We start from the raw sequence: 26037 nt of genomic DNA on the forward strand, positions 1-26037 counted from the left end.
CATCGATCTACTAAGCCTCTCCATTAACGGAACTCTCGAAATCCTTTGTTTTAAGGTTTACTTTTAACATAAAGTAGCATTTACCTCCATCTTGAACATCTATTCTTTCTTTTTTCCAGTCAACATTAAAAGAGTGACACATGCAATAAATTACAACTTCCTTTTCTCCTTTGCTATTGGTTGTTGGTGTGTATTGGCGTTTGTAATCTTTAAGATTTAGTAGAAAGTTCTTTTTGTCGTCGTTAGGCGAAAGTAAACTTAGGATATGCTTATTATAATCTTCAGCAAATTTTAATAGAATTTTATCTATTTCTTTTAGATCAGTTGAGGTCAACTGAGCGGGCTTTCTAAAAGCAGTGTTTTTTTCGAAGGGGATTATTGCAATGTAGGAAGTGTCGATTTCTGGCCCATTATCATAGCTGTATTGGGGGCTGGGCGAATTTGTTTGTTGGCAGCTAATCAAGCTGACGATCGTAAAGATAACGAAGCAACCTTTGCTCAATAACTGCCAACAACTTTTCATGGCATTATCTTTTCTTACTTTTATTCGGAAACTTCATTTTGTAATCTGTTTTGATATTTCCTTTCGAAATCGCATCCAACTTGCTTTTAAGCATGGTTTTTCGGAGGACGCTTACTTTATCGGTAAATAATTTTCCTTCAATATGATCGTATTCATGTTGGATTACGCGTGCAGGCATTCCGTCTACATCCTCAGTATGTTCTACCCAGTTTTCATCAAAATAGGTGATTTTGACATTTGGCTTGCGCATAATGTTTTCGCGGATATCAGGAATACTTAAGCAGCCTTCGTTAAAACTCCAGGCCTCACCCGTTTCTTCCAAAATTTCTGCATTGATAAATACTTTTTTATAACCTGGTTTCCCGTCTTCATCTTCACCTGTATCTACAATAAACAAACGGATCGGCAAGCCAACCTGAGGAGCAGCCAAGCCCACACCATTTGCATAATACATGGTGTCGAACATGTCGCTGATTAATTGTTTTAATCCTGGATAATCTTTATCGATATCGGTTCCTACCTTTTTTAAAACAGGATCGCCGTAAGCTACTATTGGTAATTTCATTGTATTATATTTTTTCAGATCTAGATCTGAGCTTATTAATTATTATAAATCGCTGTCAGCCTGAGCTTGTTGAAGACCTATAGTTAAGTCCTTCGACAAGCTCAGGATGACAAAACGAGTGGTTTTGACTTACAAAAATAAGAATTATTCCTCTATTGGGCAGAAAGTAAAGATGTTCAGTTGCTCAATATCTAAAATCTCGTTGGCAACATCTGCCATTTGCTTGGTGGTAACCGCATTAATTTTCTCAAAAACAGTTTCCAGAGAATCGATTTTGTTGTGGTCGATCAGGCTTTTGGCCATTGAAATGATTAAACCGATCCTGTTTTCTTCACCCAAAGCAATCTGTCCGATAAATTTGTTCTTGGCTTTTTGTAACTGCAGTTCATTTAAAGGATGTTCTCTAAGCTTTTTGATCTCCTTAAAGATTAAAGAGAGTGCTTTGGCTTGTTTTTCTTTATCTGTTCCAAAATAAATTGAAAAAATACCTGTATCGCTTAATGGAGAAAAATTGGACTCGATGGTATAGGCAATCCCATATTTTTCTCTGATCTGTAGATTTAATACCGAACTCATGCCATTACCACCAAAATAATTATTCAACAGCATTAAAGGTACCTTTTGCGATTGGTAGGTAGAATATGCCTGCCTGCCTAAAATACAGTGTGCCTGCATAATCGGCTTGTAGATAGTCGTATTGTTTTGTGCTATTATACCCGGTTTAAGCCTTTCTTTGTTTGGATTATTCTCTTCAACAGCTGCGAAATGTTTGCTCCCTTTATTTACAACACTATTTAAGGTGTAATTGCCTAAAACGGCCACCACAATTTCGTTTGTGCGGTAATTGGCCTTCCTGAAATTGATTACATCTTCCCTGGTAAAATGCTGAACGGATTCGGTTGTGCCCAAAATGTTGTTGCCAAGTGCATGGCCAGCGAAAAGCATATCCTCAAAGTCATCATTAATGGCTTCTTCCGGTTGATCGAGGTAAGAAGAAATTTCGTCCAGGATTACACTTTTCTCTTTATCCATTTCCTCTTCAGGGAAGGTAGAGTGGAATATAATATCATTGAAAAGATCTAGTGTCCGATCAAGGTATGGGTTTAAAAAAGAAGCGTGTACGCAGGTGTATTCTTTAGTAGTATAGGCATTTAAATCTGCTCCCACACTCTCCAGGCGGTTTAAAATCTGATTAGTGCTCCGTTTTTCGGTGCGCTTAAAAATCAGATGCTCAATAAAGTGTGCTAAACCCGCTTTGTTTTCAGGCTCGTCGCGCGATCCTGTGTTAACGATGATGCATGCGTGAGATATGGCAGAGGCCGAGGGCACATGCAATAAGCGTATGCCGTTTGGCAAAGTGTGAACATTGTATTCCATTGAGGGGCAAAGATAAGGCTAATTGCTTACAATGACTCTGTATCTGGGTATTGCAATTGTAAAGCGGAAATCAATTTATCCTTAGTTGGCCTTTTGAGCACCAAAAAAATAAAATTTGCTGCACCGAATATTAAAAAGAATGAATTATGTGTCATAAAAAAACCAACAATATTGAAAAGAGCACCCCCTTCTAACATTGCCGAACTAATGATAAACGCACTTTGATACATATTAATCTTGGTATCGGCAGGAGCATTCTTGTCGATTTTTGCCATTAAGTTTCTGTAAAAGAAGATGCTCGCCGAGATGGTAATCAATCCCATAATCGGAAATATCGGGTTAAAAGGTGAAGTAGTTTTAGGATTGGCATCAAAAAACATGATTTCGCGGTTGAGGAAAATGGTTACTAATGCAAAGAGGAAAACACCAGAGCATAAAGCAAGGTGGATAATCTGGAGTGTTTTTAGTTTGGTATTCATTGTGGATTTTAGCTTGATTTAAATTTTAAAAAGGGTGGTCGTCATTCCCAATCAAGTTGGGAATGACGAACCGAGTAAAAAATTATTTTGTTATCCCCTCCAGTGAGAATAAAAACGCCCATCTTAGGGAAACATCTTTTAAATAATCGAAACGGCCCGATGCACCGCCATGGCCAAATTCCATATTGGTTTTAAGCAATAATACATTTTTGTCGGTTTTGGTTGCCCTTAATTTGGCTACCCATTTGGCCGGTTCGAAATATTGCACCTGGCTATCGTGTAAGCCTGTAGTAACCAGCATATTCGGATAAGCTTTTTTCTCTACATTTTCATAAGGAGAGTAGCTTTTCATATAATCGTAAGCTGCTTTTTGTTTCGGATTGCCCCACTCATCGAACTCGTTGGTGGTTAATGGAATGCTTTCATCCAGCATGGTATTAATTACATCTACAAAAGGAACATCAGCAATAATACCGTTCCATAAATCGGGTGCCATATTAGCAACCGCGCCCATCAATAAACCACCCGCGCTACCTCCATGTGCATATAAATGGCCTTTTGATGTGTATTTCTGATCAATCAGGTACTCTCCCGCCGCAATGAAATCGGTAAAGGTGTTTTTCTTTTTCATCAGTTTACCGTCTTCATACCACTGGCGCCCCATTTCCTGTCCACCGCGGATGTTGGCAATAGCGAAAACAAAGCCGCGGTTTAACAAGCTTAACCTTGGCGAAGAGAAGTTTGCATCAGTGCTCGATCCATAAGATCCATACGCATAAAGTAATAATGGAGCGTTGCTGTTCTTTTTAAAGCCTTTTTTGTAAACCAAAGCAATTGGGATTTTTGTGCCATCTTTTGCCGTAGCGAAAACACGTTCTGTTGTGTAATCTTTTGGATCGTAACCGCCAACAACTTCCTGTTGTTTCATTAGTTTTTTATCCTTTTTCTCCAGGTCGTAATCGTAAACTGAGTTTGGTGTGGTTAAAGAGGTGTACGAATAACGCAGTGTTTTGCTGTTGTACTCTGGATTTGCGCCAACACCGGCAGCATAAACAGGTTCATCGAACTTAATATAATAATCGCTACCATCTTTTTTCAGTACGCGCAGCTCGGTCAAGCCATTTTTACGTTCCGATAACACGAGATGATCCTTAAATTCCTCTCCATATTCGAGTAGAACATCCTTGCGGTTTGGAATAACCTCCTTCCAGTTTTCTTTTTCTGTTTTATCCAGCGGGCATTGCATTAAACGGAAATTTTTGGCATTCCAGTTGGTGATGATGTAAAACTTATCATCTACGGTTAAAATATCGTATAAAACATCTTTTGAGCGGGGTGAAAATACTTTAAACGCAGCCTCTGGATGATCTGCATCGATCATTCTATATTCGGTAGTTAATGTTCCCTGCGAAGCAATGAAAATAAAACGGCCATTTTTCGATTTCATCACACCGATATAGTTGCTGTTGTCTTTTTCATCATAAACCACGACATCTGTTTTAGCATCGGTGCCAAGCGTGTGTTTTTTAATTTTTTCGCTTAATAGTGTAATGGGGTTTTTCGAAGTATAGAAAAGTGTTTTATTGTCATTCGCCCATGCTACCCCGCCTTCGGTGTTGGTAATGGCATCTTTCAGCATTTCGCCAGTTTCTAAATTTTTAACATTGATGGTGTATTGGCGGCGAGAAACCTGATCTACACCAAAGGCTAAAAGTTTATTGTCAGGACTAACACTAAATCCGGTTGCGCTATAATAGGCATGACCTTTTGCCAGTTTATCTACATCTAATAATATCTCTTCCGAAGCGGATAAACTCCCCTTTTTACGGCAATACTTAAAATATTGCTGCCCGTCTTCGGTTCTGGTGTAATAAAAATAGCCATTTTTGAAAACAGGAACAGACTCATCTTTTTCTTTAATCCTCCCTTTCATTTCTTTAAACAGATCGGCCTGAAATTGATCTGTACTTTTCATCATCGTGTTGAGGTAGGCATTTTCGGCCTTTAAATAATCAACAACTTTTGTACTATCGGGACCTTTTTTAAAATAATCGATCATCCAATAGTAGTTATCTATCACGGTATCTCCATGTATTGTTCTTTTATGTGGAATAATCTCTGCTATAGGGGCCTTGGCGTCGGGCCATTTAATTGCTTTCATTTCTTTCTTTTGAGGGTTGTTACATGCCGTAATTGCACTGAGTACGATTAGGCTGGGTAAGATACGTTTCATAGTGGTTTGAAATTTAGGTTGAATGCAATTTAAATAATTTAGTTCAATAGTTCATTTGTCATTGGTTCATTAGTGGGGGAAAAGGTTAATCGTTTAATTGACTCCAAACTCCCAGCCCCAAACGCTTAGCGCCATACGCCAAACCCATTACCATTTTTGTAAAAATCCATTATGCCTATAGATAATCATCTTAATTAGAAAAATTGATGGTAAATTGCCACATCAAATTGTTTGAAAATAATAATGAAATTAGGGTACAAAAAAATAGTTGTTAAAGTTGGTTCGAATGTAATTACACAGGCGAATGGTTTACCTGATGAAGCAAGGATTAAACATCTTGTGAATCAACTGGCCGATATAAAAAAACTTGGTATTGAGGTTATTTTGGTTTCTTCGGGTGCGGTAGCATCGGGCAGAAGTTTGATTAAGGTATCTGAAAAACAAGACGCCGTAACTACCCGACAACTATTGGCAGCTATTGGTCAGGTTAAACTGATCAATACCTACGCTAATTTTTTTGCAGCACATGAAATTCGGTGTGCACAGGTTTTGGTTACCAAAGAAGATTTCCGCGACCGGGCGCATTATTTAAATATGAAAAACTGCTTACAGATTTTGCTTCAAAATGAGGTAATCCCTGTGGTGAATGAAAACGATGTAGTTTCGGTTACCGAACTGATGTTTACCGATAATGATGAATTGGCTGGATTAATTGCTTCGATGTTAAATGCAGATGCCTTGATTATCCTATCGAATGTAAACGGAATCTACAATGGTGATCCGAAAATTGAAGGATCGGCTGTTATTGAGGAAATTAATGGTTCGGTTGCTAATCTGGCTTCTTTTATCCAAACGGGTAAATCACAATTTGGCCGTGGTGGAATGATTACCAAATCGACTATGGCGCAAAAGGTGGCTAAACTGGGCATCACGGTTCATATTGCTAATGGAACGAAAGACAATGTGCTTACTTCTTTGTTAAACAACGAACTGGTGCATACGCGCTTTGTGCCCGAAAAAAGTAAATCGGGCAAGAAAAAATGGATTGCGCATTCAGAAACTGCCGCAACAGGTGTTGTGAAATTAAATGATGGAGCAAAAACGGTATTAACCTCCGGCAAAGCAACCAGTTTACTGCCGGTTGGGATTATCGAAATTCAGACAGACTTTTTAAAAGGCGATATTATTAAAATTATAGACGAAAAAAATAACCTTATAGGATTGGGAATCGCGGAATACGGATCAGATAAAGCCAGAGAACGCATTGGGCAAAAGAAACAGAAAGCGCTGGTACATTACGATTATTTTTACTCGGCTATTTAAAGGTTTACCGCAAAGGACACAAAGAGAAGACGCAAAAGAAAGCAGAGGCAATATGAATAAAATGAAAGAACGCATCTAGCTTTGCGTTTCTCTGCGAAAACCTGGCGCGCTTTGCGGTTAATAATTAACAAAATGGATTACAAACAATACTTCGAAAAAGCAAGGCAGGCAAGTCGTACCTTAGTTAGCCTGAGCAAAGAAACAACAGATGCAGTTCTAACAGATCTGGCTGCGGCTTTAGTAGCCAATACTGAATTAATTCTTGCTGAAAATATAAAAGATTTAGCAAAAATGCCTATCGAAGACCCCAAATACGATAGGCTGAAGCTTAGTGCGGCACGCATTGCAGATATTGCGAACGATCTTAAAAATGTTGCGAGTTTAAACAGTCCGTTAGGTAAAATCCTTTCAGATAAAACGTTGGAAAACCAGCTTCATATCCAAAAAATTAGCGTGCCATTGGGAGTGGTTGGGGTAATTTACGAGGCCCGCCCTAACGTTACTGCCGATGTATTTTCACTTTGCTTTAAAACCGGAAATGTAGCTGTGCTAAAAGGTGGAAGTGATGCAGAATTTTCAAATCTGGCTATTGCGAGGGTAATACATGGCGTACTGGATATGTACGGAATTAACCCTGATGTTTTAACACTTCTGCCAACGGAAAGAGCGGCAACCGAAGCTTTGTTAAATGCAAGAGGTTTTGTAGATGTTTTAATTCCGCGGGGTAGTCAATCGTTAATTAACTACGTTCGCGAAAACAGTAAAATCCCCGTTATTGAAACCGGAGCAGGGATTGTACATACTTATTTTGACGCGACGGGTGATTTAGAGAAAGGGAAAGCGATTATTTTTAATGCGAAAACCAGAAGGGTAAGTGTTTGTAATTCTCTGGATTGTGTGCTAATTAACCAAAATCGGCTTGATGATCTTCCTGCGCTTTTATCTCCTTTGGCTGATGGTAATGTTGAGCTCTATGCTGATGAAAAAAGTTTTGAGCTATTAAAAGCTTCATATCCTGCACAACTGTTAAACCAGGCTAAACCTGAACATTTTGGTACAGAGTTTTTATCGTTAAAACTAGCGGTTAAAGTAGTGGCTGATTTAACTGAAGCTTTGAACCACATTGCAGATTATAGCTCTAAACATAGTGAGGCCATTATTTCTGAAGATGCTGCGAATATTGCCCAATTTTTAAACGAAGTAGATGCTGCTGCGGTTTATGCCAATGCCTCTACCGGATTTACTGATGGTGCACAGTTTGGTTTGGGCGCCGAAATTGGCATTAGCACGCAAAAACTCCACGCCCGCGGTCCGATGGGTTTGGAAGAATTAACCAGCTATAAGTGGGTGGTACGGGGTGACGGGCAAGTGAGGGGGTAATGTTTGATGGAAGATGTTTGGTTAATGGTTTAATAGATCATGGTTGATGGCTTATAAGCCCCTGAGCTATTGACTAAAAAACCATGGACCATCAACGGCCAAACCTATAACTCAAACACTTCTCCTCTTTCTGGCACGGCAACATTAAAGCCATCTTCTTGTAAAGCTAAAGAAAGACTTTGCAGACTTTTATCTTCACCATGAACCAAGAAAACTTTTTTGGGCTGTCCTGTCTGTTTAATCGTTTTCACTAAATCATTGTGATCGCCATGGCCACTGAGCAGATCGGTTTGGTGTATAGTGGCGTAAACCATCATTTCCCGGTCTTTAATCCGAACAATTGGTGCTCCGCTCAAAAGTTTGTAACCAAGTGTTCCTTTGGCACAGTAGCCAATAAAAAGAATGGTGCAATAATAGTTCTGAATGTTGTAGTACAAGTGATCCTGAATCCTTCCGCCTTCTAACATGCCTGCAGAAGAAATAATAATACAGGGATCGAAATAATTGGAAACATCTTTACTTTCTTTCATCGTTTGAACATAAGCAAGATGCTCAAATTCAAACTCATCACCCATGGTTTGGTAAAAGTCTTTCGCTTCCTGATTTACCAGGTTATGGTGTTTGCGGTAAACCTCGGTAGCCTGTATGGCCATGGGACTATCTACAAAAATCTGAATAGGTGGCAACAGTTTTTTAGTAAAGATCTGGTTTAGGGCAAATACCAACGATTGTGTACGGCCGATACTAAATGCAGGAATAATCAATCGTCCAGGGCTTTTAATGCAGGCTTCGGTAATTTCCTGAACCAATCTTTCCTCTAAGGTCTGATCTTTGGTGTGCATCCTCCCGCCATAGGTTGCTTCGCTTACCAGGTAGTCAACTTCTGGCAGCGGCTCGGGGTTAACCAATACCGGGTAGTTCTCTCTGCCGATATCGCCTGTAAAAGCAATTTTCTTCTCTACGCCATTGTCGTTAATGGTTAAAATAGCTGCAGCAGCGCCAAGCAAATGGCCAACAGGCACAAAGGTTAGGCTAATATCTCCGTTGATCTTGAAAGGCTTGTTAAAGGCAATGGTTACAAAACGATCGATCGTATCCATTACATGTTTGTGCAGGTATAGTGGTTTTGGACCGCTGAAGTTACCGCGTTTTGTTCTGGGTTTGCGACTGGCTTTTCTTAGAAAAAGCTCTACTGAATCGAATAATAATATCGAAGTAAGGTCGGCTGTTGGTGGTGTACAGAGCACCTGGCCATCAAAACCCATGCGAACCAGCGTAGGTAAATTGCCAGAGTGATCGATATGGGCGTGCGTTAAAATAACGAGGTTTATACTTGCCGGATCGAAAGGGAATTGCTGGTTTTCTTCCTGATAGGTTTCCTTCTCATAATCTAATCCGCAATCTATCAGTATTTTATAATGCCCAACTTCTAGCAGGTGCATACTTCCTGTTACCTGTTGTGCTGCGCCCCAAAACGTTAACTTCATCTTCTTATCTTTCGCGTAAGTTCTTTAGGCGTAAAGTAATATAAATGATGGGATTTTTAAACAATATGAAGTAATTTTTTAATTATGGAATATTAAAATGCGCTCGATTACCGATGTCGATTTTTATCAGGAAGCTTAGATTGGCAGCAATTATGCAACGAAAGATTTTTTATCTTTGAAGAAAAATATCCGCCATGCAAGAACCTTTCGACATCGAAATAGGGCCAATTAATTATTCAGTTTTTCCTGAAGGAAATGATTCATATACCATTTTTAAAGATGGAAAAGAATACATTCAGATTCAAAAAGATACTTCATCTATCTGGTTGAAAATGGATTATAAAACCGAACTTCCGATTTTTGAGGAAGACGAGGAAGTAAATGCAATTGGGCAGGCCATTGAAAAGTATGTGCCTGAACCTGAAGACGAGGAAGAAGACGAGCTATAATAAGGAATCCTCAACAAGGAAAGGCTTAGCCAACCTTGTTGAGGATTTAAATTTAGGCAAGGAGCTTTAATAATTCTTCTGCAACTTTTTCTGATGAGGCCGGATTTTGTCCGGTTATCAACAAGCCGTCAACCACAGCATAGGGATTCCAATCAGCGATTTTGCTGTAATGCCCGCCGTTTTTTACCAACATATCCTCAACCAGGAAAGGCACTACTTTTGTTAATTGTACGGCCTCTTCTTCAGTATTGGTAAATCCGGTTACATTTTTGTCTTTCACCAGGTATTCGCCATTCACTTTTACATCTTTAAGCACTCCCGGAGCATGACATACAAAAGCAACTGGCTTATTGGCGGTATAAAATTCGGTTATGAGTTGTTGTGAGGTTGTGCTTTCTGCTAAATCCCAAAGTGGTCCGTGGCCACCAGGATAAAAAACCGCATCGTAATCACTCATTTTTACATCTTCCAATTTAATGGTGGTTTTTAATTTATCCAATAGAACAGCATCCTTATCCATTCTCCGCGTGGTATCGGTTTGAAATGTGGGATCTTCGCTTTTAGGGTCAATGGGTGGTTGGCCACCTTTTGGTGAGGCCAATGTAATTTCTATGCCCTTATCGCTTAAGGCATAATAGGGAGCGGCTAGCTCCTCTGACCAAAAACCTGTTTTTAAACCTGTATTTCCCAATTCGTCGTGGCTTGTAAGCACGAATAAAACTTTCTTGTTCATATCTTTTATGTATTTATAAAACAAAATTATAGTGCTATTTCTCAATGGCAAAGGATTAGCGTCACATATTTGGTGTGCGCTAAATCACACTTTTGCAGAAAGCCTGCTTAACGTTTCCCTTGAAATGCCTAAGTACGCTGCAATAATAGTTTTAGAAACCCTTTGTGTAAGTTGTGGATATTGTTGTGATAATTGCTCAAAGCGTTCTCTAGGACTTGTGCTAAGCAGGGATAAAATCCGTTGTTGTAAAGCAATATAACCAAAGCTATTTTTCACTCTGAAGAAATGCTCCATTTTATGGTGTTCAGCGCATACTTTGTCTAAGTTCTCCTTGGTAATGGCCAATAATTCTACATCTTCTAAGCAGCTGATATTTGTAACTGAGTTTACATTGCTGTAAAAAGCCCTGAAGTCAGAGATCCACCAGTTTTCCATGGCAAACTGTATAATGTATTCCTTGCCGTTGGCATCGGTGAAAGTGGCTTTTAAAAGCCCTTTAATTACGAAATAGATATTTTTTACAGGTTCATCTTCCTGGATCAAATATTGGTGTTTTTTGAGCTTTTTAAGCCTGAAATGGGCAATTATAGGTTCAAATTCTTGATCGGTAAGCGGGATAATTTCTTCGAGGTGTGCTTTTAATTCAAAACTCATGCTATAAATTTAGCTAATCTGAATTATAGGTATAAAATAAAAGCGCCAATTGGCGCTTTTATTTTTATTAAGAATTATCGGGTACAATTGGCTGTCCAGGTTTGGCCATCTTTCGAAACCAAAATTTTAAGGGTACTGGCATCAATACTGATACCGGTTAAGCCTGACCCAATACTAACATAACTGTTGTCGCCTGTTTTCTCAAACTTTACACCTGTAATATCAGGAATCCCGTTGCCGAAGTAAAAATTATAAGTTTCGCCCACTTTACTTACTGTTACTTTACCATCAGTACTATTAATGGTAGTTTCTCCACTCCGATAAGAAACGGTTCCTTTGTAGGTACCCACAAAGAAATCCCGATCTGCTGGATCGGTATCTTTTTTACATGATACCATTACGGTTAATGCTATTAAAAGCATGCTGAAAATTTGAACTGTCTTTTTCATCTCTTTCACTTTTTTAGTTTTAAATAGGTAATAAATGTAACAGAGCTATGACAACGACTGTGCCAAAGCGTTGCTGCCATTGGCTGAATAGGCCTTTAAAATCTTGTGCAATGAAATTATTTTTAAATTTAAAATGTTGTAATACAGTGCTTTGGCTGGTTTTTGAAAAAACGGACAGTAAAAATTTTTTAAATGGGGATCCTGGAGTTAGCATTAAAGATTTAGCATGGTAAAACTGTTCAGTTTAAAAGACCTTGTTCAATTTAGGCATTGATAAAGTCTAACATTTCAACCTTTTTGAATTAATGCTATATTTTGGCGATTCACTTAATAAAATACCTCGGAATGGCTATCCTTTTTTGGAATGAAGTTACAGGTAAAAGAGATAAAACCAATAAGAACATGGAAGATTTCATGTTATTCTTTGGTGTAGTTTGATGGACCATTAATATTAATTTTTTCGCCTAAAAAATGAGGCTTTCTACCAATCATTAAGTCGATTGTAGATTTTACAAGGGCAAAATATTCTCTAAAAGAAGCATATTTGTAACCCTGATACGTGCCTTTATCGGCAGCAAAGCCATATGACTTAACACCTAGTTTATTCCCGATATTAATACACCGGTTTAAATGATATTTTTGTGAAACCAGAATGGCTGTATCAATATTAAAGATATATTTAGACCTGTATAAAGTAGAGTAGCTATCAAAGCCAGCATAATCAAGATAAATTTTATTGGTATCAACACCATGTTCACAGCAATAAAGTTTCATCACCGTTAACTCGTCATGCTCATCGCTACCGTTATCACCAGATAACAGAATTTTATCAATTTTATGGTTTTTATAAAGTTTTATGCCAGCATCGAGCCTGTCTTTTAAGTATTTGCTTGGCTTATTGTTGTTTATTCCTGCACCAAAAATAATGGCTACTTTGGTTCCTGGCGTGTCTTTTTCTTTTGAAAAAATTACCGGATCAGTTTGAGATTTTATCAATAAATTTATGCCCAATACTACAATGATGCCCAATAAGGAGGCATAGATTAATAATTTTATGATTTTTTTAGTCTTCATGGATTAAACGGTAGTAATTATTTATCCCTTAAAGATAGTTAAAGGCAAAACGGATTATCACATGTGTTTAAAAATTGATTTTCTTCAAATCTTTTTATCCTGCCCAGCCATCTCTATCCAAACTCCTATAATTAATGGATTCGGCCAAATGCTCAAGCTCTACATTTTCGCTTCCGGCTAAATCGGCAATGGTTCGGGCCACTTTTAAAATCCTATCGTAAGCACGGGCCGATAAGCCCAACCTTTCCATAGCTGTTTTTAATAAAATAGTGCCTGCTTCGCTGATTTGGCATACCTTCCGCACCATTTTCGGGCTCATTTGGGCGTTGCAGTGCAGTTCTTCTTTATCGCGAAAACGCTTGTCCTGAATTTCCCGGGCTTTAATTACACGTTCCCTAATGAGGTTGCTTCGTTCTGTGTTGGCTGCGGAGGCTAATTCTGTAAAATTAACCGGCGTTACTTCTACATGAAGATCAATCCTGTCTAGAAGCGGTCCGGATATTTTACTCAGGTACTTTTGAACTACGCCTGGCGCGCAAACACAATCTTTCTCCGGATGATTGTAAAAACCACATGGGCAAGGATTCATCGAGGCCACCAGCATAAAACTTGCAGGATATTCTACCGAAAACCTTGCCCTTGCTATGGCCACCTTACGGTCTTCTAAAGGTTGGCGCATTACCTCTAAAACGGTACGCTTAAATTCAGGTAGTTCATCTAAAAAGAGAACACCATTATGGGCCAGCGATATTTCTCCGGGCTGTGGGTTCATTCCCCCGCCCACTAAAGCCACATCGCTAATGGTATGGTGCGGGGAGCGGTATGGACGGATCGTCATTAAAGCATCGGCAGCAGAAAGTTTCCCGGCAACGGAGTGGATTTTTGTAGTTTCTAAAGCTTCATTTAAGTTTAATGGGGGTAAGATAGTTGGCAGGCGCTTGGCTAACATGGTTTTGCCTGCCCCTGGGGGACCGATTAAAATAACATTGTGACCACCTGCGGCTGCAATTTCCAGTGCTCTTTTAATATTTTCCTGGCCTTTAACGTCAGCAAAATCGTGCTCGTAATTATTGATGTTTTTTAAGAATTCCTCTTTTGTATTGATTTTAACCTGTTCCAGTGTTTCGCTCTTATTAAAGAAAGCAATTACCTGAGCCAGGTTTTCTACACCATAGGCAATTAAATCGTTTACAATGCCAGCCTCGCGAACATTTTGTTTCGGTAAGATGAAACCTTTAAAACCATCTTGCTGTGCTTGGATTGCGATTGGTAAGGCACCTTTAATGGGTTGAATGGTCCCGTCTAAAGAGAGTTCGCCCATGATGAAATAGTCGTCTAGTTCATCACTTGGGATCTGTCCAGATGCTGCTAAAATACCGATGGCTATTGGGAGATCGTAGGATGAACCTTCCTTTTTGATATCTGCAGGTGCTAGATTGACTACAATTTTCTGCTTCGGCATACGGAACCCCGAAATATTAATGGCGCTGGCCACACGTTGAAGACTTTCTTTTACCGCATTATCTGGCAGGCCTACCATGTAGTATTTTGTACCCGCGCTAATATTCACTTCGATTGTTATGGTTAGTGCATTTACGCCATAAACAGCACTCCCGTATGTTTTTACAAGCATTGATTTTAATTAAAATAAATTTGGATGTAAATTATTCGGGATGAATATTGATTCTAATATACAGATTATTTAAAAAAGATCAAGTTTTAGTATCTATTAACGAGTCGGTTCCACGACCCGCTGTTAAATAAACCTGATTGGACTTTATGTCGGGACAGGGAAAGCAAGACTGGCCCCCTTATGGAATACTGAGCCCCCATTTCCAAAACCAATAAAACAAAAAATCCCAACCATTACTGATCGGGATTTGTATTATTTTAAAAGATGCTGAAACAAGTTCAGCATGACGTAACTACTATACCTTACACCCTAAACCTTCTGCCTCAAACCTCTCTACTATCTGCCAAATGGCATTTTAGGCATACCTTTCATCATTGCTGCTGCGGCTGCCGGGTTAGAAAATTGCTTCATCATTTTACGCATATCTTCAAACTGCTTAATCAGCTTAGTAACTTCTTCTACTTTGCTGCCCGAGCCTTTTGCAATACGTAAACGGCGGCTTTGCTGAATACTATCTGGGTTTTCTTTTTCAAACGGAGTCATTGAGTTGATAATCGCTTCAATTGATTTAAAGGCATCATCCTGGATATCTACATTCTTCATCATTTTGCCTACACCCGGTATCATGCCCATCAGGTCTTTCATGTTACCCATTTTCTTGATCTGCTGAATCTGGTTGTAGAAATCGTTGAAATCGAATTTATTCTTACGGATTTTCTTCTGAAGTTCTGCTGCCTCTTTCTCATCGAACTGCATCTGTGCACGTTCCACAAGTGAAACCACATCACCCATGCCCAAAATACGCGATGCCATACGGTCTGGATAGAAAACATCAAGTGCTTCCATTTTCTCGCCGGTACCGATAAATTTAATGGGCTTGTTTACGACGGATTTAATTGAAAGTGCCGCACCACCGCGGGTATCGCCATCTAATTTGGTTAAAACAACACCTGTAAAATCTAAACGATCATTAAATACTTTGGCTGTATTTACCGCATCCTGCCCTGTCATCGAATCCACAACGAATAAAATTTCGTGTGGTTGCGTTTTGGCCTTAACTTCTGATATTTCGTTCATTAAAGATTCGTCGATCGCTAAACGACCTGCGGTATCTATAATGATTACGTTATTTCCATTTTGTTTACCATGAGCAATACCTTCTAAAGCAATGCCAACAGGATCGTTTGATGCACGGTTAGCGTAAACCGAAACACCAACCGAGGTTCCTAAAACCTCCAATTGATCTACAGCGGCGGGGCGGTACATATCGCCTGCAACCAATAAAGGTTTTTTACCCTTACCTTTTAAATGCAAAGCCAGCTTACCTGCAAAGGTAGTTTTACCCGCACCATTTAAACCCGCAATTAAGATGATGGTAGGATTTGCTTTAGTATCTAACTCTGTAACTTCGCCACCCATTAAGGCTGCAAGTTCATCGTTCATTATTTTAGTAAGCAATTGACCTGGAGAAACCGCGGTAAGCACGTTTTGCCCCAAAGCTTTTTGCCTCACATCATCGGTAAATGCTTTTGCTGTTTTATAGTTAACATCGGCATCTAATAATGCTTTACGAATTTCTTTCATGGTTTCTGCCACGTTGATTTCCGTAATGCTGCCTTGTCCTTTTAGTACTTTAAATGCTCTGTCTAGCTTGTCCTGTAAATTATCAAACATCTTTTTTTAAGCTAAAAGCTTCATGCCGAAAGGCAAAAAGCTAGTTGTTTTTAATAAAAGGCAAATGTATCAAATTTTGCTTGTAAATCTTAGCAACTCAAAGTCAAAACTTTAGGAAGATGAATATTAAATTTTTCTTTTGGTGCAACATTTTGCTTAAGGTATAGTCTTATACCTAACTAACCTAAACAAATGAAACGCTGTATCCTCCTTTTTTTTATATTTATTTGTGCTTTCTCCCAAGCTCAGGATATTTCGAAACAGCGCCAGCTAGAAGCAAAAAGAACGCTGCAAAGCCCCAAAGTAGACGGTATTTTAGATGATGAGTGTTGGAATAATGTTCCAATTGCTACTGATTTTATTCAGATCAGGCCAAATCCGGGAAAGATAGAAACCCATGATCGGCGTACTGAAATGAAGGTGCTTTATGATGATGTTGCGATTTATGTTTATGCCCGGATGTACGATCACCCTGACAGTGTTTCACACGAGTTGGTGTCGAGGGATAATATTGGCAACGCCGATTTCATTTCGATTATTGTAGACCCCTTTTACGATAAGATGAACGGAAATGGCTTTTTTGTTACGGCTGCCGGTGTTCAGTTTGATGCCAAATACTCGCAGGTGGGTGATGAAGATGCCAACTGGAACGCAGTGTGGGAAAGTGCTGTTAAAATTGATGATAAAGGCTGGACCTGCGAAATGAAAATCCCTTATTCGGCCCTGCGTTTCTCTAGTAAGGATATCCAGAACTGGGGTTTAAACTTTAGCCGTAGGATACAACGGAGCAATACACAGACCTTTTGGAATTTTGTAGACCCTAAAGTAAATGGCTTTATCAATCAGGAAGGGTTGTGGATGGGAATAAAAGATGTTAAACCTCCATTAAGATTATCTTTTTCGCCATATATTTCGGCTTATGTAAACCATTATCCGGTTAATTTGCCCGGGGTAAAAAACACAACCTCGCGGTTTAATGGAGGGATGGATGTTAAATACGGAATTAACAACAGTTTTACGCTGGATATGACTTTAGTACCCGATTTTGGTCAGGTGCAATCCGATAACAGGATATTAAACCTCACTCCTTTTGAAGTGAAATTTAATGAAAACCGGCAGTTTTTTACAGAAGGAACAGAATTGTTTAACAAAGGTGACCTGTTTTATTCGAAGCGCATCGGCTCTATTCCATCTTATTATAATTACAGCGGGGTAGGCAGCAGTGATAAAATTGTAAAAGATCAAACCGAGGCCAAGGTATTAAATGCCACAAAAATTTCAGGACGGACAGCAAAAGGCCTTGGTATTGGGATATTTAATGCCATTACCAATAGCATGGAAACTGAGGTAGAGGATGCTCAGGGTAACCTTCGCATGGTAGAAACGCAACCCCTCACCAATTATAACATTCTGGTTTTCGATCAGTCGTTAAAAAACAACAGTTCGGCTACGTTTATCAATACAAATGTGCTTAGACAAGGTTCTGCTTACGATGCCAATGTGAGTGCCCTGCTTTTCAATTTAAACAATAAAGGCAATAAATATTTCGTAAATGGCGGGGGTAAAATGAGCTATTTACGGGGTGAAGAGTCGAGCACGGGTTATAGCTACACCTTACGGTTTGGAAAACAGAGCGGAAATTTTACCTGGAGCTACAATCAGGTATATGCTGATGATAAATTTGATCCATCAGATATGGGTTTCTTTACCAATAACAATTTTTTAGATCAGCGGATTGGTATAGGTTATAACGTATACAAGCCAAGCAAATGGTATAATCAATTTGAAAGTTGGCTTAATCTAAATTATTCTCGCAGGGCAATACCGAGTGCTTATCAAAAAATAGGTGCGAATACAGGGTATTGGGTTCAGTTTAAAAATCAATGGTCGGCAGAGTTTGATTTAAGTGTAGATAGAAAAGGGAACGACTTTTACGAAGCCCGAAATGGACAAATGTATCAAGCGCCAGGAAATTTTGGTGTTGCTTTGTATATAAATCCCAACCGCGCCAAAGCCTATAATTTTGGTGGAAATGTACGCTATTTTGAACAGCAACTTTTTGGCGGTAAACAATACAACTTTTACTTTTTCCAGAACCTGCGGTTAAATGATAAGATTGCTTTTGGTTTAGACCTGAACTTTAACCCAAATTACGATTATGTAAACTGGGTAACCGCACAAGGTGATCAAGCCATTTTCTCTAAATACGATCGCAGAACGGTAGAAAACTCATTTGATGCTAAATACACCTTTACCAACTTAATGGGACTAACCATTGTGCTAAGGCATTATTGGAGTGATAGAAGAAATAAAGAACTTTACCTGCTTCAGCCTGATGGCCATTTAACCGATTATCAAGGACCAACATTAACCGGGATGGATAGAAACTATAATGTGTTTAATATTGATTTGATTTATACCTGGCAATTTGCACCCGGCAGCACTCTTTCCGTTTCGTACAAGGATGCCGCCGAAACTTATGATACCTTTTACACGCAACGTTACAACAAAAACCTAAGCGGGATTTTAAATGCTCCTCAGAATAACAGCCTTTCGGTGAAGGTTTTATATTATGTAGATTATCTCGATCTGAAGAAGAAAAGGAAAAAGGGATAAGTTAGGGTGTTCCTAGCCTTGGGTTTAAACCCAAGGCTAGGAAATATGACTTAGACTTACCGTGCTTTGCCAGGGCTTACACCGAATTTTTTACTAAAAGCACTGCTGAAATGCTGTACCGAAGAATAGCCCAGTTCGTCGGAAATATTCTTGATATTTTTGCTGCTATTGGCAAGAAGTTCTTTGGCCCGCATCAATTTATAATCGCTTAAATAGCCAAAAACGGTATTTTTGAAAATTTCTTTAAAACCATGCTTCAGTTTAAATTCGTTTATACCAGCAACCTTTGCCAATTCGGTTAAACATGGGGGATGGATGGCATTGGCTAACAGGTATTCTCGCGCATAATAAATGCGATCTTTATCGTAAGACGATTTAATGGTGAGGGTGTCGGTTTTTTTTGCTGCAAGTTCAAAAGCCTGGGCTTGCAATGCCAACAGTTCGAGGCATTTAGATTGCAGGAATAAGAGCTTTAATCCACCGGTAAACTGGCAGTTCATAATATCATTTATACAACTGTGCATGGCAAAGCTGATGGGCAGGTTTTCTGATGAAAGCTCTACCGAACGGTTGTTCATGATTTTTTCGGCAAAGTTTTTTAGCAAAGTGCTGCTTTCGCCAGTTAAATCAACAAAACGTGATCTTTCGAAATTTACCTCGAAAAATTTATGCGGACCACCTACCGTAAATTCTGCCATCCCATCAAAATCAGGACTATAAATAATATTGTGCTGATTGGCTTTAATATCCAGGCGTTTGTTGGTAAGATAATTTTCCATAATGCCGCCGCCTGTAATTGAAAAATGAAGCTCAACCATATCGGGTTCATCAAAAGATTTAATGCGCAGGCGGCTCTTTTTCACGAGCATATCGCCGTAAACAATGTAAATACCCGAAAAAGCGATCTCCACAATCTCTGCATCGCCAAAGGGAAAGCTGTATTTGTCTCTTCTTTCGGTTACCAGTGCCTGGTTAAATTCGTTATTGTCGAACTTGTTACCAACAATATAGTATTTATCATCACCATCGTAAATGTTTAAAGCCATAAAATCCTTTTGATATAAACTTTAATCCTTTTGGTATAAAAAGATACGTTTGTTAGACAATTACTTTTGTTCAAAGTTACTAAACAAAAGAATACGATGCCAAAATTACCATCATGGCTGGCCAATACTATGGAAAAAGTGATCAGCAATAAAATATATCAGGTAGAAGTTGTAGAAACGAAAATGTTGAGCAGCAACTTAAAGTGCGTTACCTTTAAAGGCGATTTTTTCGACGCCAAATTTATTCCTGGAATGGAAGTATTGTTTAGGGTTAATGCCAATGAGTACAGGCACTATACCCTATCTTCCTTTGATCAAATGAACGAAACCTGCGAGGTTATCTTTTATTTAAACAGACAAGGACCAGGGCACAGTCTTGCCGTGAACATTCAGAAAGGAGACACTTTAAGGCTTATTCTAGACCGTGCGCGGATTAAATATAAGGAAGAATCTAACCAGCATTTCTTTTTTGGCGATGAAACCAGCCTGGGTTTATACGAATCGCTTGGAAAAAAAGTGGTAGATGAGGATGTGGAATATTTTGGCATTTTAGAGCTGCAGGAAGAAAACCTCTGCGCTACAGAACAGCTAAACCTGTTGATCGATGTGGTTCCTTCTGATGTGGATACTCCTGCAAAAAATGCCATCACCTGGATGGATAATATGCATCCGCTATGCTGGGAAATGTGGCAGAATGCAACTTTTTATTTAACCGGAAGGGCAAAATCGGTACAGCAGTTTAAACGTTACCTAAAACAAAGGGGCGTAAGCTTTAAGCAGATTGTTACGATGCCATATTGGGAAATAGGTAAAGTTGGCGGCGGTTAACGCTACCTCGGGAAGGTAAAGCCAAAACCAAGGGCCAACGTTTGGTTGGCCTGTATTTTGTTCGTATCCATATCGGTATCGAACAACAATACTCCTGTTAAGCTGGTATTCATAAAGCGGTTGATTTTTGCTGTTAGCGCAATATCCAGCCTGTGGTCGATTTTACTGGGCTTAAACTCCTGATATGGAATAAACATGGCATACCTGGCTTTCAGGTTGGTATTGGTAAAAATATCTTTATCAATTGCACTTACAATTTGGAAAGCCAGTTCATTTTTGAATTTTTTGCCTTTTTCTACCGCATAAGCTTCCTTTTTATCTTTTTCGTAAACTGCGGTATCGAGTACAAAAGTCTGCCTGGCTGTACCTGTACCAATTCGGGTAGAGAAATATTTAACCGGTTTATACTCCAAACCGATTGATTCGGTTAAATAACCTGGTGCCATAAATTTAGAAATTAAAACAGCCTGCTCGTCTCCATTGCCATCCCTATAATACCTGAAACCTTTATCAAACTGAGATTCAAAACTTACCGATCCAAAAAAGAACCAGCTTTTGGAGAGTTGGAAAGAGGCTTTATTGTCCCAAAAAATACGGTCGTTGGTTTTCTTTTGCAACTGGTCTTTATTTTTGATTTTACCATATTGCAAAACAATTTCACTGATATAACTATAGCTGTTTTTATTGTATTCTGCTTTCCAGTTTAACAACCCGCCAACAGCCACAGAGTTGGTACCCCCACCTTTCCAGTTGTTACTGAACTGGGCCTGGTTAACATTGATTCCGATGTTGGTTTTTGTTTTCCAGTAATTAATCTTGGCATTTACAACCAGGGGCTTAATTTTTACGGGTTCAAAGTTTAATGGCCCTTGTCTGCTCGGTAAAGGACTACGCTTTAACTTTATATTCAGGTCTTTTGTATTGATCGGAATAGTATCAATTTCCTGTGCATATAATTTGGTAGAGCAGAAACTTAGAATCAGGATTATGGCAGCTAAACAGTTCTTCATTACCTACAAAGAAAAAGAAAAATTTTAGAGATAAAAAGCATTTAACAAAATGATTGTCAGATTGACAATTGAATCGGAGCTGAAAACTATTGTTTCAGATCTTTTTGAACCAACCATACCAATTCCCGTTTTTTAGGTATTTTAAATCATTTTCATGGTCATAGGCTTCCTGCTCAAAAACAATGTTGCGATAGGCTAAATCATGGTTCCGGCATTTAATAAGATTAAGCAGGTAGTTAACCAGATATAAAATATAAAAAGGGAAAATAAGCAATTCTAACTGCTGACGTAAATGGATTTTTTCGTGGTTAATAATGATTGGATCGCTTTTAAAGCGCGGCGATTTTAACAGGATAAATGGAAAGATTGCCATGCCCGCTGCAGGGAGTTTTTTAACGATGATGATTGGCGCCCTCACAACTTATCGATGGTTATTTTAGGCAACGGGGGTAATTGCAGTGCTTTTGGGTTTAACCTGTAGCTTTTATAGGCATTTCTGATAAACAGATTAAAGGAATAATCAGTAGCATCGAGCACAAACTGGTATGTTGGACGGTATTGTTGCATAAAATCAGTGAGTTCAGCATCTTTTATGCCTAATACCTGACTAACCAGACTGGCGCTGAAACGATAATCGATCAAGTCTTCCCGGTAATCTTTTTCCAGGATTTTTTGAAGGTGACGGGCATTTCTTCCTTGTTTGCTTAACAGATTATAAATTGCATCGATACCTAAACCAACACCACCGTTACCTAAATTCAATAAATCTTTACTACTTCCTTTCATGGTTTGGTAGCGATATTCCTGAACATTTTTTTCGTATTGCTGCTGCGGACTTAATCTTTTTTGTTGAATAAGTACATCGCGCAGTCTTATGCCCAACGATCTAAGTTGAAAATATGCGGCTGTTTGTCCCTTGAAAACAATAGTATCTACCCCATAGCCCGATAAAGCCGCAACTAAGGTATCACCTGGTAAAGCAAAAGTGCTAAACTCGCCTTTCGTATTGTTGTATAAACCATCGCCCGTGCGGATGTTATAAATATAAACCTTGGCCAAGCGCTGCTTCGTTTCTTTATCAATAACGATTCCCTGCACAGGTTTATTTTGTGCATAAAGCAGCGTAGAGATGCCGAAAGCAAGTATAAAGGGAAGAAAAAATTTCATTAAGTTACAAAACTACAAATATATTGCAGGCTATGTTTGTACTTAACATTATTTAACCTTAAGTATCTGACCCAGTTTAATGGCGTCGGTACTCATTTCGTTTAACATTTTTAACTGATCAACCGTTAAATTAAAACGTTTTGCAATATTGTAGAGTGTATCTCCTTTAACAACAGTATAAGTACCATCGGCAAGAATGGGTTTAGCTCCAGCAGGTGGGGTTTCTACTGGCGTAAATTTAGCCTTTTCCTGCGGGATATTCTGATTGATTTCTGAAAAGACACGGTCCTCTCTGGCAATCTTTTGCTTTTCGCTTTCCGGTTGATCGTATTGGTAAAGCTGGTATTTTTCGATGGTATTGATCAATAAATCCGGATATTTGGGATTGGTGGCATATCCGGCTGTTTTTAATCCTTGTGCCCAGCTTTTGTAATCGTTCTTATCTAACTGGAAGAGAAAGCTATAACGTTTGCGCTTTAAAAACTCAGAGTGATCCCTGAAAGATTCGCGGGCATCCTTATACACCCTAAAACAGTCGTTTTTTTGATCATCGTCCCGGAAGTAGTTTTTTCCCTTCCAATCTGATGTACATTTAATGCCAAAATGATTGTTTGCATATTTGGCCAGATCGCTATTTCCACTGCCTGATTCTAAAATTCCCTGCGCCAATGTAATACTTGCAGGAATTCCGTTTGCATTCATTTCTTCAACCGCCACTCCTTTAAACTCATCAATGTAACTTATAGTATTGTAACTTTTGTACGAATTGTTGTTGGCTTTGTTGGCTGCTTTTTCTATTTGCTTGTTGTTTTTAGAAAATTTCCGCGTACCGCAAGAACTAAAAAATATGAGGGTTGCGGCTATAAGGGTGTAATGGCTGTATGAACGCATTGATGTTATGATTATGTTTAATCTGTTAATTGTTGGAATTGGTTAACTGTACGTCTTTATCGACTTTGGACTCATGACTCAAAACTTCAACTTCTGTCCAGGTTTTAAGGCCGCTTTTTTTATGCCGTTTTTTTGCATCAGGGCTTTAACGCTGGTGCCTTTCTTTTTGGCAATTATACTTAGGTTGTCTCCAGATTTTACGGTATAAGTTTTAGCTGTTCTCCTGCTTTTGCTGCGGTGGCGAATTGGTGTTGCATAAACAGGCTCTTCGTATCCTTCTGGCCTTTCATCGTATTGGTAGAGTTCGTATTTTTTGATTAAGCCAATTACCTGGCTGGCCCAGCTTCTGCTGCTGGCATAACCGCAACGGCGGATTCCGTAAGCCCAGCCTTTGTAATCGTATTGATCGTATTTTTCGAAAAGATTATTAAAAGGCTTGCGGGTTTCCATAATTTCTACAAAATGGCTATAAGATTCGTCCGCATTTAAATAATCGCGATAAGATGAACGGATTTCGGCATTGTTATTTGGGCCTTTTACTCCAAAATGATTGTTAAGGTGTTGTGCGATTTTACTGTTTCCTGCAGCCGATTCGTGTATGGCAACAGCTAAAATAACGCTGGCTGGAATTTTATGATCGTGCATTAAACCCTGTGCATATTCTACGTGCTCTGCAATATATTCTTCTGTATCTTGTGCGCTTGCAATAATCCCTGTTAAAAGGAGCAGACAAAAAGTAAAGATTTTCTTCATTTCTTTTTTGGTTAATAGACAATGGTTTAATGGTTGATGGCCTTGGCTGATAAGACCATGAGCCATTAACTATATGCCATCATCAGTTCTTCCTAATCACAAACAAACCATCGCGAACAGGTAATATCAATTTCTCAACCCGTTCATCTGCAGCTATTTTATCATTAAAACTAGTAATATTTCTGGTGTCTTTATCCTGTTTCTCCTGCAGTACTTTTCCACTCCATAGTACATTATCCACAATGATAATTCCGCCAGGACGAACGCGATCAAAAATCAGATCGTAATAGGTACCATTATTTTTCTTATCGGCATCGATAAAAACAATGTCGAAAACTTCATCTAAACCCGTTATTGTGGTGGTGGCATCGCCCAGGATGTAGTTAATCTGATCGTTAAATGCAGATTGTGCAAAGTTATGGCGAACCATGTCTTCTAATTCCTCATTAATATCCAGCGTATACAGCAGGCCATCTTTGGTTAAGCCCTCAGCCAGGCATAGCGTAGCATAACCAGTAAAAGTGCCGATCTCTAAAATCCTTTTAGGGGAAATCATTTTGCTCAGCATGCTCAAAACCCGACCTTGATAGTGGCCAGATAACATGCGGGGCATTAAAACTTTAAGGTTGGTTTCGCGGTCTATCTGTTGAAGCAATTCGCTTTCAGGTTCGCAATAGGCAATTAGTAAATCCTGTAAATCGTCGTTTATTAGGCTCATTTGTTGGTTATAAACGGTTACTTTCCATAAAATATTGTAAAATGATGGTTGCGGCGATGGTATCAACCCGATCTTTATCTCTTCTGTCCATTTTTTTTAAGCCACTCTGCATAATGGCCTGATGGGCAAGCTTAGAGGTAAAACGCTCATCAACCCAATGCCTTGGGATATCGGGGAATGATTTTTTTAACAGGGTAGCAAAACCCTTTACATGTTGTGCCGAATCGGATGGGGAACCGTCCATCTGTTTAGGATCGCCCAATACAAAAGCCTCCACCTGTTCGGTTAGCATATACTTTTTAACATATTCGATCACATCTTTCGGATGTACCGTATCCAGTCCTGTCGCAATAATCTGCAAGGGATCGGTTACCGCGATGCCGATGCGTTTTGTTCCATAATCAAATGCGAGGATCCGTGCCATAAAAATAGTTAAGCGTTGGGTGTTTGGCGTAAAGCGTTTAGCCCCGTTTAAAAAATAAAAGCAAAGGTAAGGTTTTTGAAATAATAGGTAAACCTAAGCGTTATTGCCTTGGTAACGTGTATGTTATTGGCGTTTGTGGCAAAAAAAAAAATGATTTGTTCCATTTTTTGGAAAGCAAAACCTGTAGTACTTGGTAATGTCGGGCCCTGCTGTATGCTTTAGCCCTCATACTTCGGGGCTGCCGCTTCCATCAGGTTTAGTTGATTCAGGCCTGTACGGTTTGGGCGAAGTTGGGGGGCGTATTATATCTAGATGTTCTGGTTTTAAAGGTTTATTTCCGAAGAATTACTAATTGAGTTAAATAAACCTGATAGCGCATAAAGCCCACAGCGTAGCGAGGACTTGAAGCGATAGCAGGACTTTCGGAACCGAAACGCACAAGACCTTGCTTTTCAAAATAATATTGACCAAATAAGCTAACGTAAGTGATGAGCTTTATTTAACACTAAAAAATGTGTTTCAAAAGTAAGATCGTAATGACGAATGTGTGA

General features: G+C 39.0%; 26 protein-coding genes. 6 read left to right on the top strand and 20 right to left on the bottom strand.

From position 1 onward, the window contains the following. Positions 1-10: 10 nt before the first annotated feature. The 5 genes from AC07VK_RS16515 to AC07VK_RS16535 all read right to left on the bottom strand — a co-directional run bounded on the left by AC07VK_RS16515 (position 11) and on the right by AC07VK_RS16535 (position 5177). The gene (locus AC07VK_RS16515; protein ID WP_492961794.1) at positions 11-523 is read right to left on the bottom strand and encodes a hypothetical protein; all 513 of its coding nucleotides are present in this window, start codon (positions 521-523) and stop codon (positions 11-13) included. 4 nt (positions 524-527) lie between these two features. Beyond that, the gene (gene def / locus AC07VK_RS16520; protein ID WP_492953777.1) at positions 528-1088 is read right to left on the bottom strand and encodes a peptide deformylase; all 561 of its coding nucleotides are present in this window, start codon (positions 1086-1088) and stop codon (positions 528-530) included. Positions 1089-1232: 144 nt separating this feature from the next. After that, positions 1233-2465, bottom strand: coding sequence for a M16 family metallopeptidase (locus AC07VK_RS16525; RefSeq protein ID WP_492961796.1), 1233 nt, complete (start codon positions 2463-2465; stop codon positions 1233-1235). Between the two features lie 26 nt (positions 2466-2491). Further along, complete coding sequence (locus tag AC07VK_RS16530; protein ID WP_492961798.1) at positions 2492-2944, bottom strand: hypothetical protein; 453 nt, start codon at positions 2942-2944, stop codon at positions 2492-2494. An 82-nt stretch (positions 2945-3026) separates the two neighbouring features. Then, entirely contained in the window at positions 3027-5177 is a 2151-nt protein-coding gene (locus tag AC07VK_RS16535) for a S9 family peptidase (RefSeq protein WP_492961800.1), read from the bottom strand. Between the two features lie 243 nt (positions 5178-5420). Here AC07VK_RS16535 and proB point away from each other — a divergent pair, with 243 nt between their 5' ends. Both proB and AC07VK_RS16545 read left to right on the top strand, forming a co-directional pair. Beyond that, complete coding sequence (gene proB, locus AC07VK_RS16540) at positions 5421-6500, top strand: glutamate 5-kinase (protein WP_492961802.1); 1080 nt, start codon at positions 5421-5423, stop codon at positions 6498-6500. Positions 6501-6632: 132 nt separating this feature from the next. Next, positions 6633-7880 (top strand): glutamate-5-semialdehyde dehydrogenase, encoded by a 1248-nt coding sequence (locus AC07VK_RS16545; protein ID WP_492961804.1) that lies wholly within the window; start codon positions 6633-6635, stop codon positions 7878-7880. Positions 7881-7984: 104 nt separating this feature from the next. Here AC07VK_RS16545 and AC07VK_RS16550 read toward each other — a convergent pair whose 3' ends face one another. After that, positions 7985-9367, bottom strand: a complete 1383-nt coding sequence (locus AC07VK_RS16550) for an MBL fold metallo-hydrolase RNA specificity domain-containing protein (RefSeq protein ID WP_492961806.1) — start codon at positions 9365-9367, stop codon at positions 7985-7987. A 194-nt stretch (positions 9368-9561) separates the two neighbouring features. On the opposite strand from AC07VK_RS16550, the gene AC07VK_RS16555 reads away from it, so the two are divergent. After that, complete coding sequence (locus tag AC07VK_RS16555; RefSeq protein ID WP_477610512.1) at positions 9562-9816, top strand: hypothetical protein; 255 nt, start codon at positions 9562-9564, stop codon at positions 9814-9816. Positions 9817-9868: 52 nt separating this feature from the next. On the opposite strand, the gene AC07VK_RS16560 is transcribed toward AC07VK_RS16555, so the two are convergent. The 3 genes from AC07VK_RS16560 to AC07VK_RS16570 all read right to left on the bottom strand — a co-directional run bounded on the left by AC07VK_RS16560 (position 9869) and on the right by AC07VK_RS16570 (position 11652). Continuing rightward, complete coding sequence (locus AC07VK_RS16560; RefSeq protein WP_492961808.1) at positions 9869-10549, bottom strand: type 1 glutamine amidotransferase domain-containing protein; 681 nt, start codon at positions 10547-10549, stop codon at positions 9869-9871. Positions 10550-10633: 84 nt separating this feature from the next. Further along, complete coding sequence (locus tag AC07VK_RS16565; RefSeq protein WP_492961810.1) at positions 10634-11203, bottom strand: Crp/Fnr family transcriptional regulator; 570 nt, start codon at positions 11201-11203, stop codon at positions 10634-10636. A 74-nt stretch (positions 11204-11277) separates the two neighbouring features. Next, positions 11278-11652, bottom strand: a complete 375-nt coding sequence (locus tag AC07VK_RS16570; protein WP_230143069.1) for a hypothetical protein — start codon at positions 11650-11652, stop codon at positions 11278-11280. 110 nt (positions 11653-11762) lie between these two features. On the opposite strand from AC07VK_RS16570, the gene AC07VK_RS16575 reads away from it, so the two are divergent. Beyond that, complete coding sequence (locus AC07VK_RS16575; protein ID WP_492953768.1) at positions 11763-11885, top strand: hypothetical protein; 123 nt, start codon at positions 11763-11765, stop codon at positions 11883-11885. Positions 11886-12069: 184 nt separating this feature from the next. Here the strand turns inward: AC07VK_RS16575 and AC07VK_RS16580 are convergent, their stop codons facing one another. The 3 genes from AC07VK_RS16580 to ffh form a co-directional block, all read right to left on the bottom strand. Beyond that, complete coding sequence (locus AC07VK_RS16580) at positions 12070-12726, bottom strand: SanA/YdcF family protein (RefSeq protein ID WP_492961812.1); 657 nt, start codon at positions 12724-12726, stop codon at positions 12070-12072. 94 nt (positions 12727-12820) lie between these two features. Next, positions 12821-14359, bottom strand: a complete 1539-nt coding sequence (locus AC07VK_RS16585) for a YifB family Mg chelatase-like AAA ATPase (protein ID WP_492961814.1) — start codon at positions 14357-14359, stop codon at positions 12821-12823. Between the two features lie 336 nt (positions 14360-14695). Beyond that, on the bottom strand, positions 14696-16033 hold the full coding sequence (gene ffh / locus AC07VK_RS16590) for a signal recognition particle protein (protein WP_057930942.1): 1338 nt from the start codon (positions 16031-16033) through the stop codon (positions 14696-14698). 192 nt (positions 16034-16225) lie between these two features. On the opposite strand from ffh, the gene AC07VK_RS16595 reads away from it, so the two are divergent. Next, positions 16226-18649 carry a DUF5916 domain-containing protein gene (locus AC07VK_RS16595; protein ID WP_492961816.1) on the top strand — a complete coding sequence of 808 codons (2424 nt, stop codon included), beginning with the start codon at positions 16226-16228 and terminating at the stop codon, positions 18647-18649. A 56-nt stretch (positions 18650-18705) separates the two neighbouring features. On the opposite strand, the gene AC07VK_RS16600 is transcribed toward AC07VK_RS16595, so the two are convergent. Beyond that, positions 18706-19695, bottom strand: coding sequence for a helix-turn-helix transcriptional regulator (locus AC07VK_RS16600; protein ID WP_492961818.1), 990 nt, complete (start codon positions 19693-19695; stop codon positions 18706-18708). A 96-nt stretch (positions 19696-19791) separates the two neighbouring features. On the opposite strand from AC07VK_RS16600, the gene AC07VK_RS16605 reads away from it, so the two are divergent. After that, on the top strand, positions 19792-20523 hold the full coding sequence (locus AC07VK_RS16605) for an SIP domain-containing protein (RefSeq protein ID WP_492961820.1): 732 nt from the start codon (positions 19792-19794) through the stop codon (positions 20521-20523). A 2-nt stretch (positions 20524-20525) separates the two neighbouring features. On the opposite strand, the gene AC07VK_RS16610 is transcribed toward AC07VK_RS16605, so the two are convergent. From AC07VK_RS16610 to ruvX, 7 genes are all read right to left on the bottom strand, one after another. After that, positions 20526-21533 carry a DUF3078 domain-containing protein gene (locus AC07VK_RS16610; protein ID WP_492953762.1) on the bottom strand — a complete coding sequence of 336 codons (1008 nt, stop codon included), beginning with the start codon at positions 21531-21533 and terminating at the stop codon, positions 20526-20528. Positions 21534-21627: 94 nt separating this feature from the next. Beyond that, positions 21628-21906: a hypothetical protein gene (locus AC07VK_RS16615; protein ID WP_494939807.1), complete on the bottom strand. Its 279-nt coding sequence runs from the start codon at positions 21904-21906 to the stop codon at positions 21628-21630. Positions 21907-21947: 41 nt separating this feature from the next. After that, on the bottom strand, positions 21948-22700 hold the full coding sequence (locus AC07VK_RS16620; RefSeq protein ID WP_492953760.1) for a hypothetical protein: 753 nt from the start codon (positions 22698-22700) through the stop codon (positions 21948-21950). Between the two features lie 48 nt (positions 22701-22748). Next, positions 22749-23591 carry a glucosaminidase domain-containing protein gene (locus tag AC07VK_RS16625; RefSeq protein WP_492961824.1) on the bottom strand — a complete coding sequence of 281 codons (843 nt, stop codon included), beginning with the start codon at positions 23589-23591 and terminating at the stop codon, positions 22749-22751. 78 nt (positions 23592-23669) lie between these two features. Further along, positions 23670-24344: a glucosaminidase domain and LysM peptidoglycan-binding domain-containing protein gene (locus tag AC07VK_RS16630; protein WP_492961826.1), complete on the bottom strand. Its 675-nt coding sequence runs from the start codon at positions 24342-24344 to the stop codon at positions 23670-23672. A gap of 82 nt (positions 24345-24426) precedes the next feature. After that, positions 24427-25062: an O-methyltransferase gene (locus AC07VK_RS16635; RefSeq protein WP_492961828.1), complete on the bottom strand. Its 636-nt coding sequence runs from the start codon at positions 25060-25062 to the stop codon at positions 24427-24429. 7 nt (positions 25063-25069) lie between these two features. Next, entirely contained in the window at positions 25070-25486 is a 417-nt protein-coding gene (gene ruvX / locus AC07VK_RS16640; protein WP_025141594.1) for a Holliday junction resolvase RuvX, read from the bottom strand. Positions 25487-26037 lie beyond the last annotated feature (551 nt).

Source organism: Pedobacter sp. GW821-FHT01D05, from assembly GCF_059422505.1.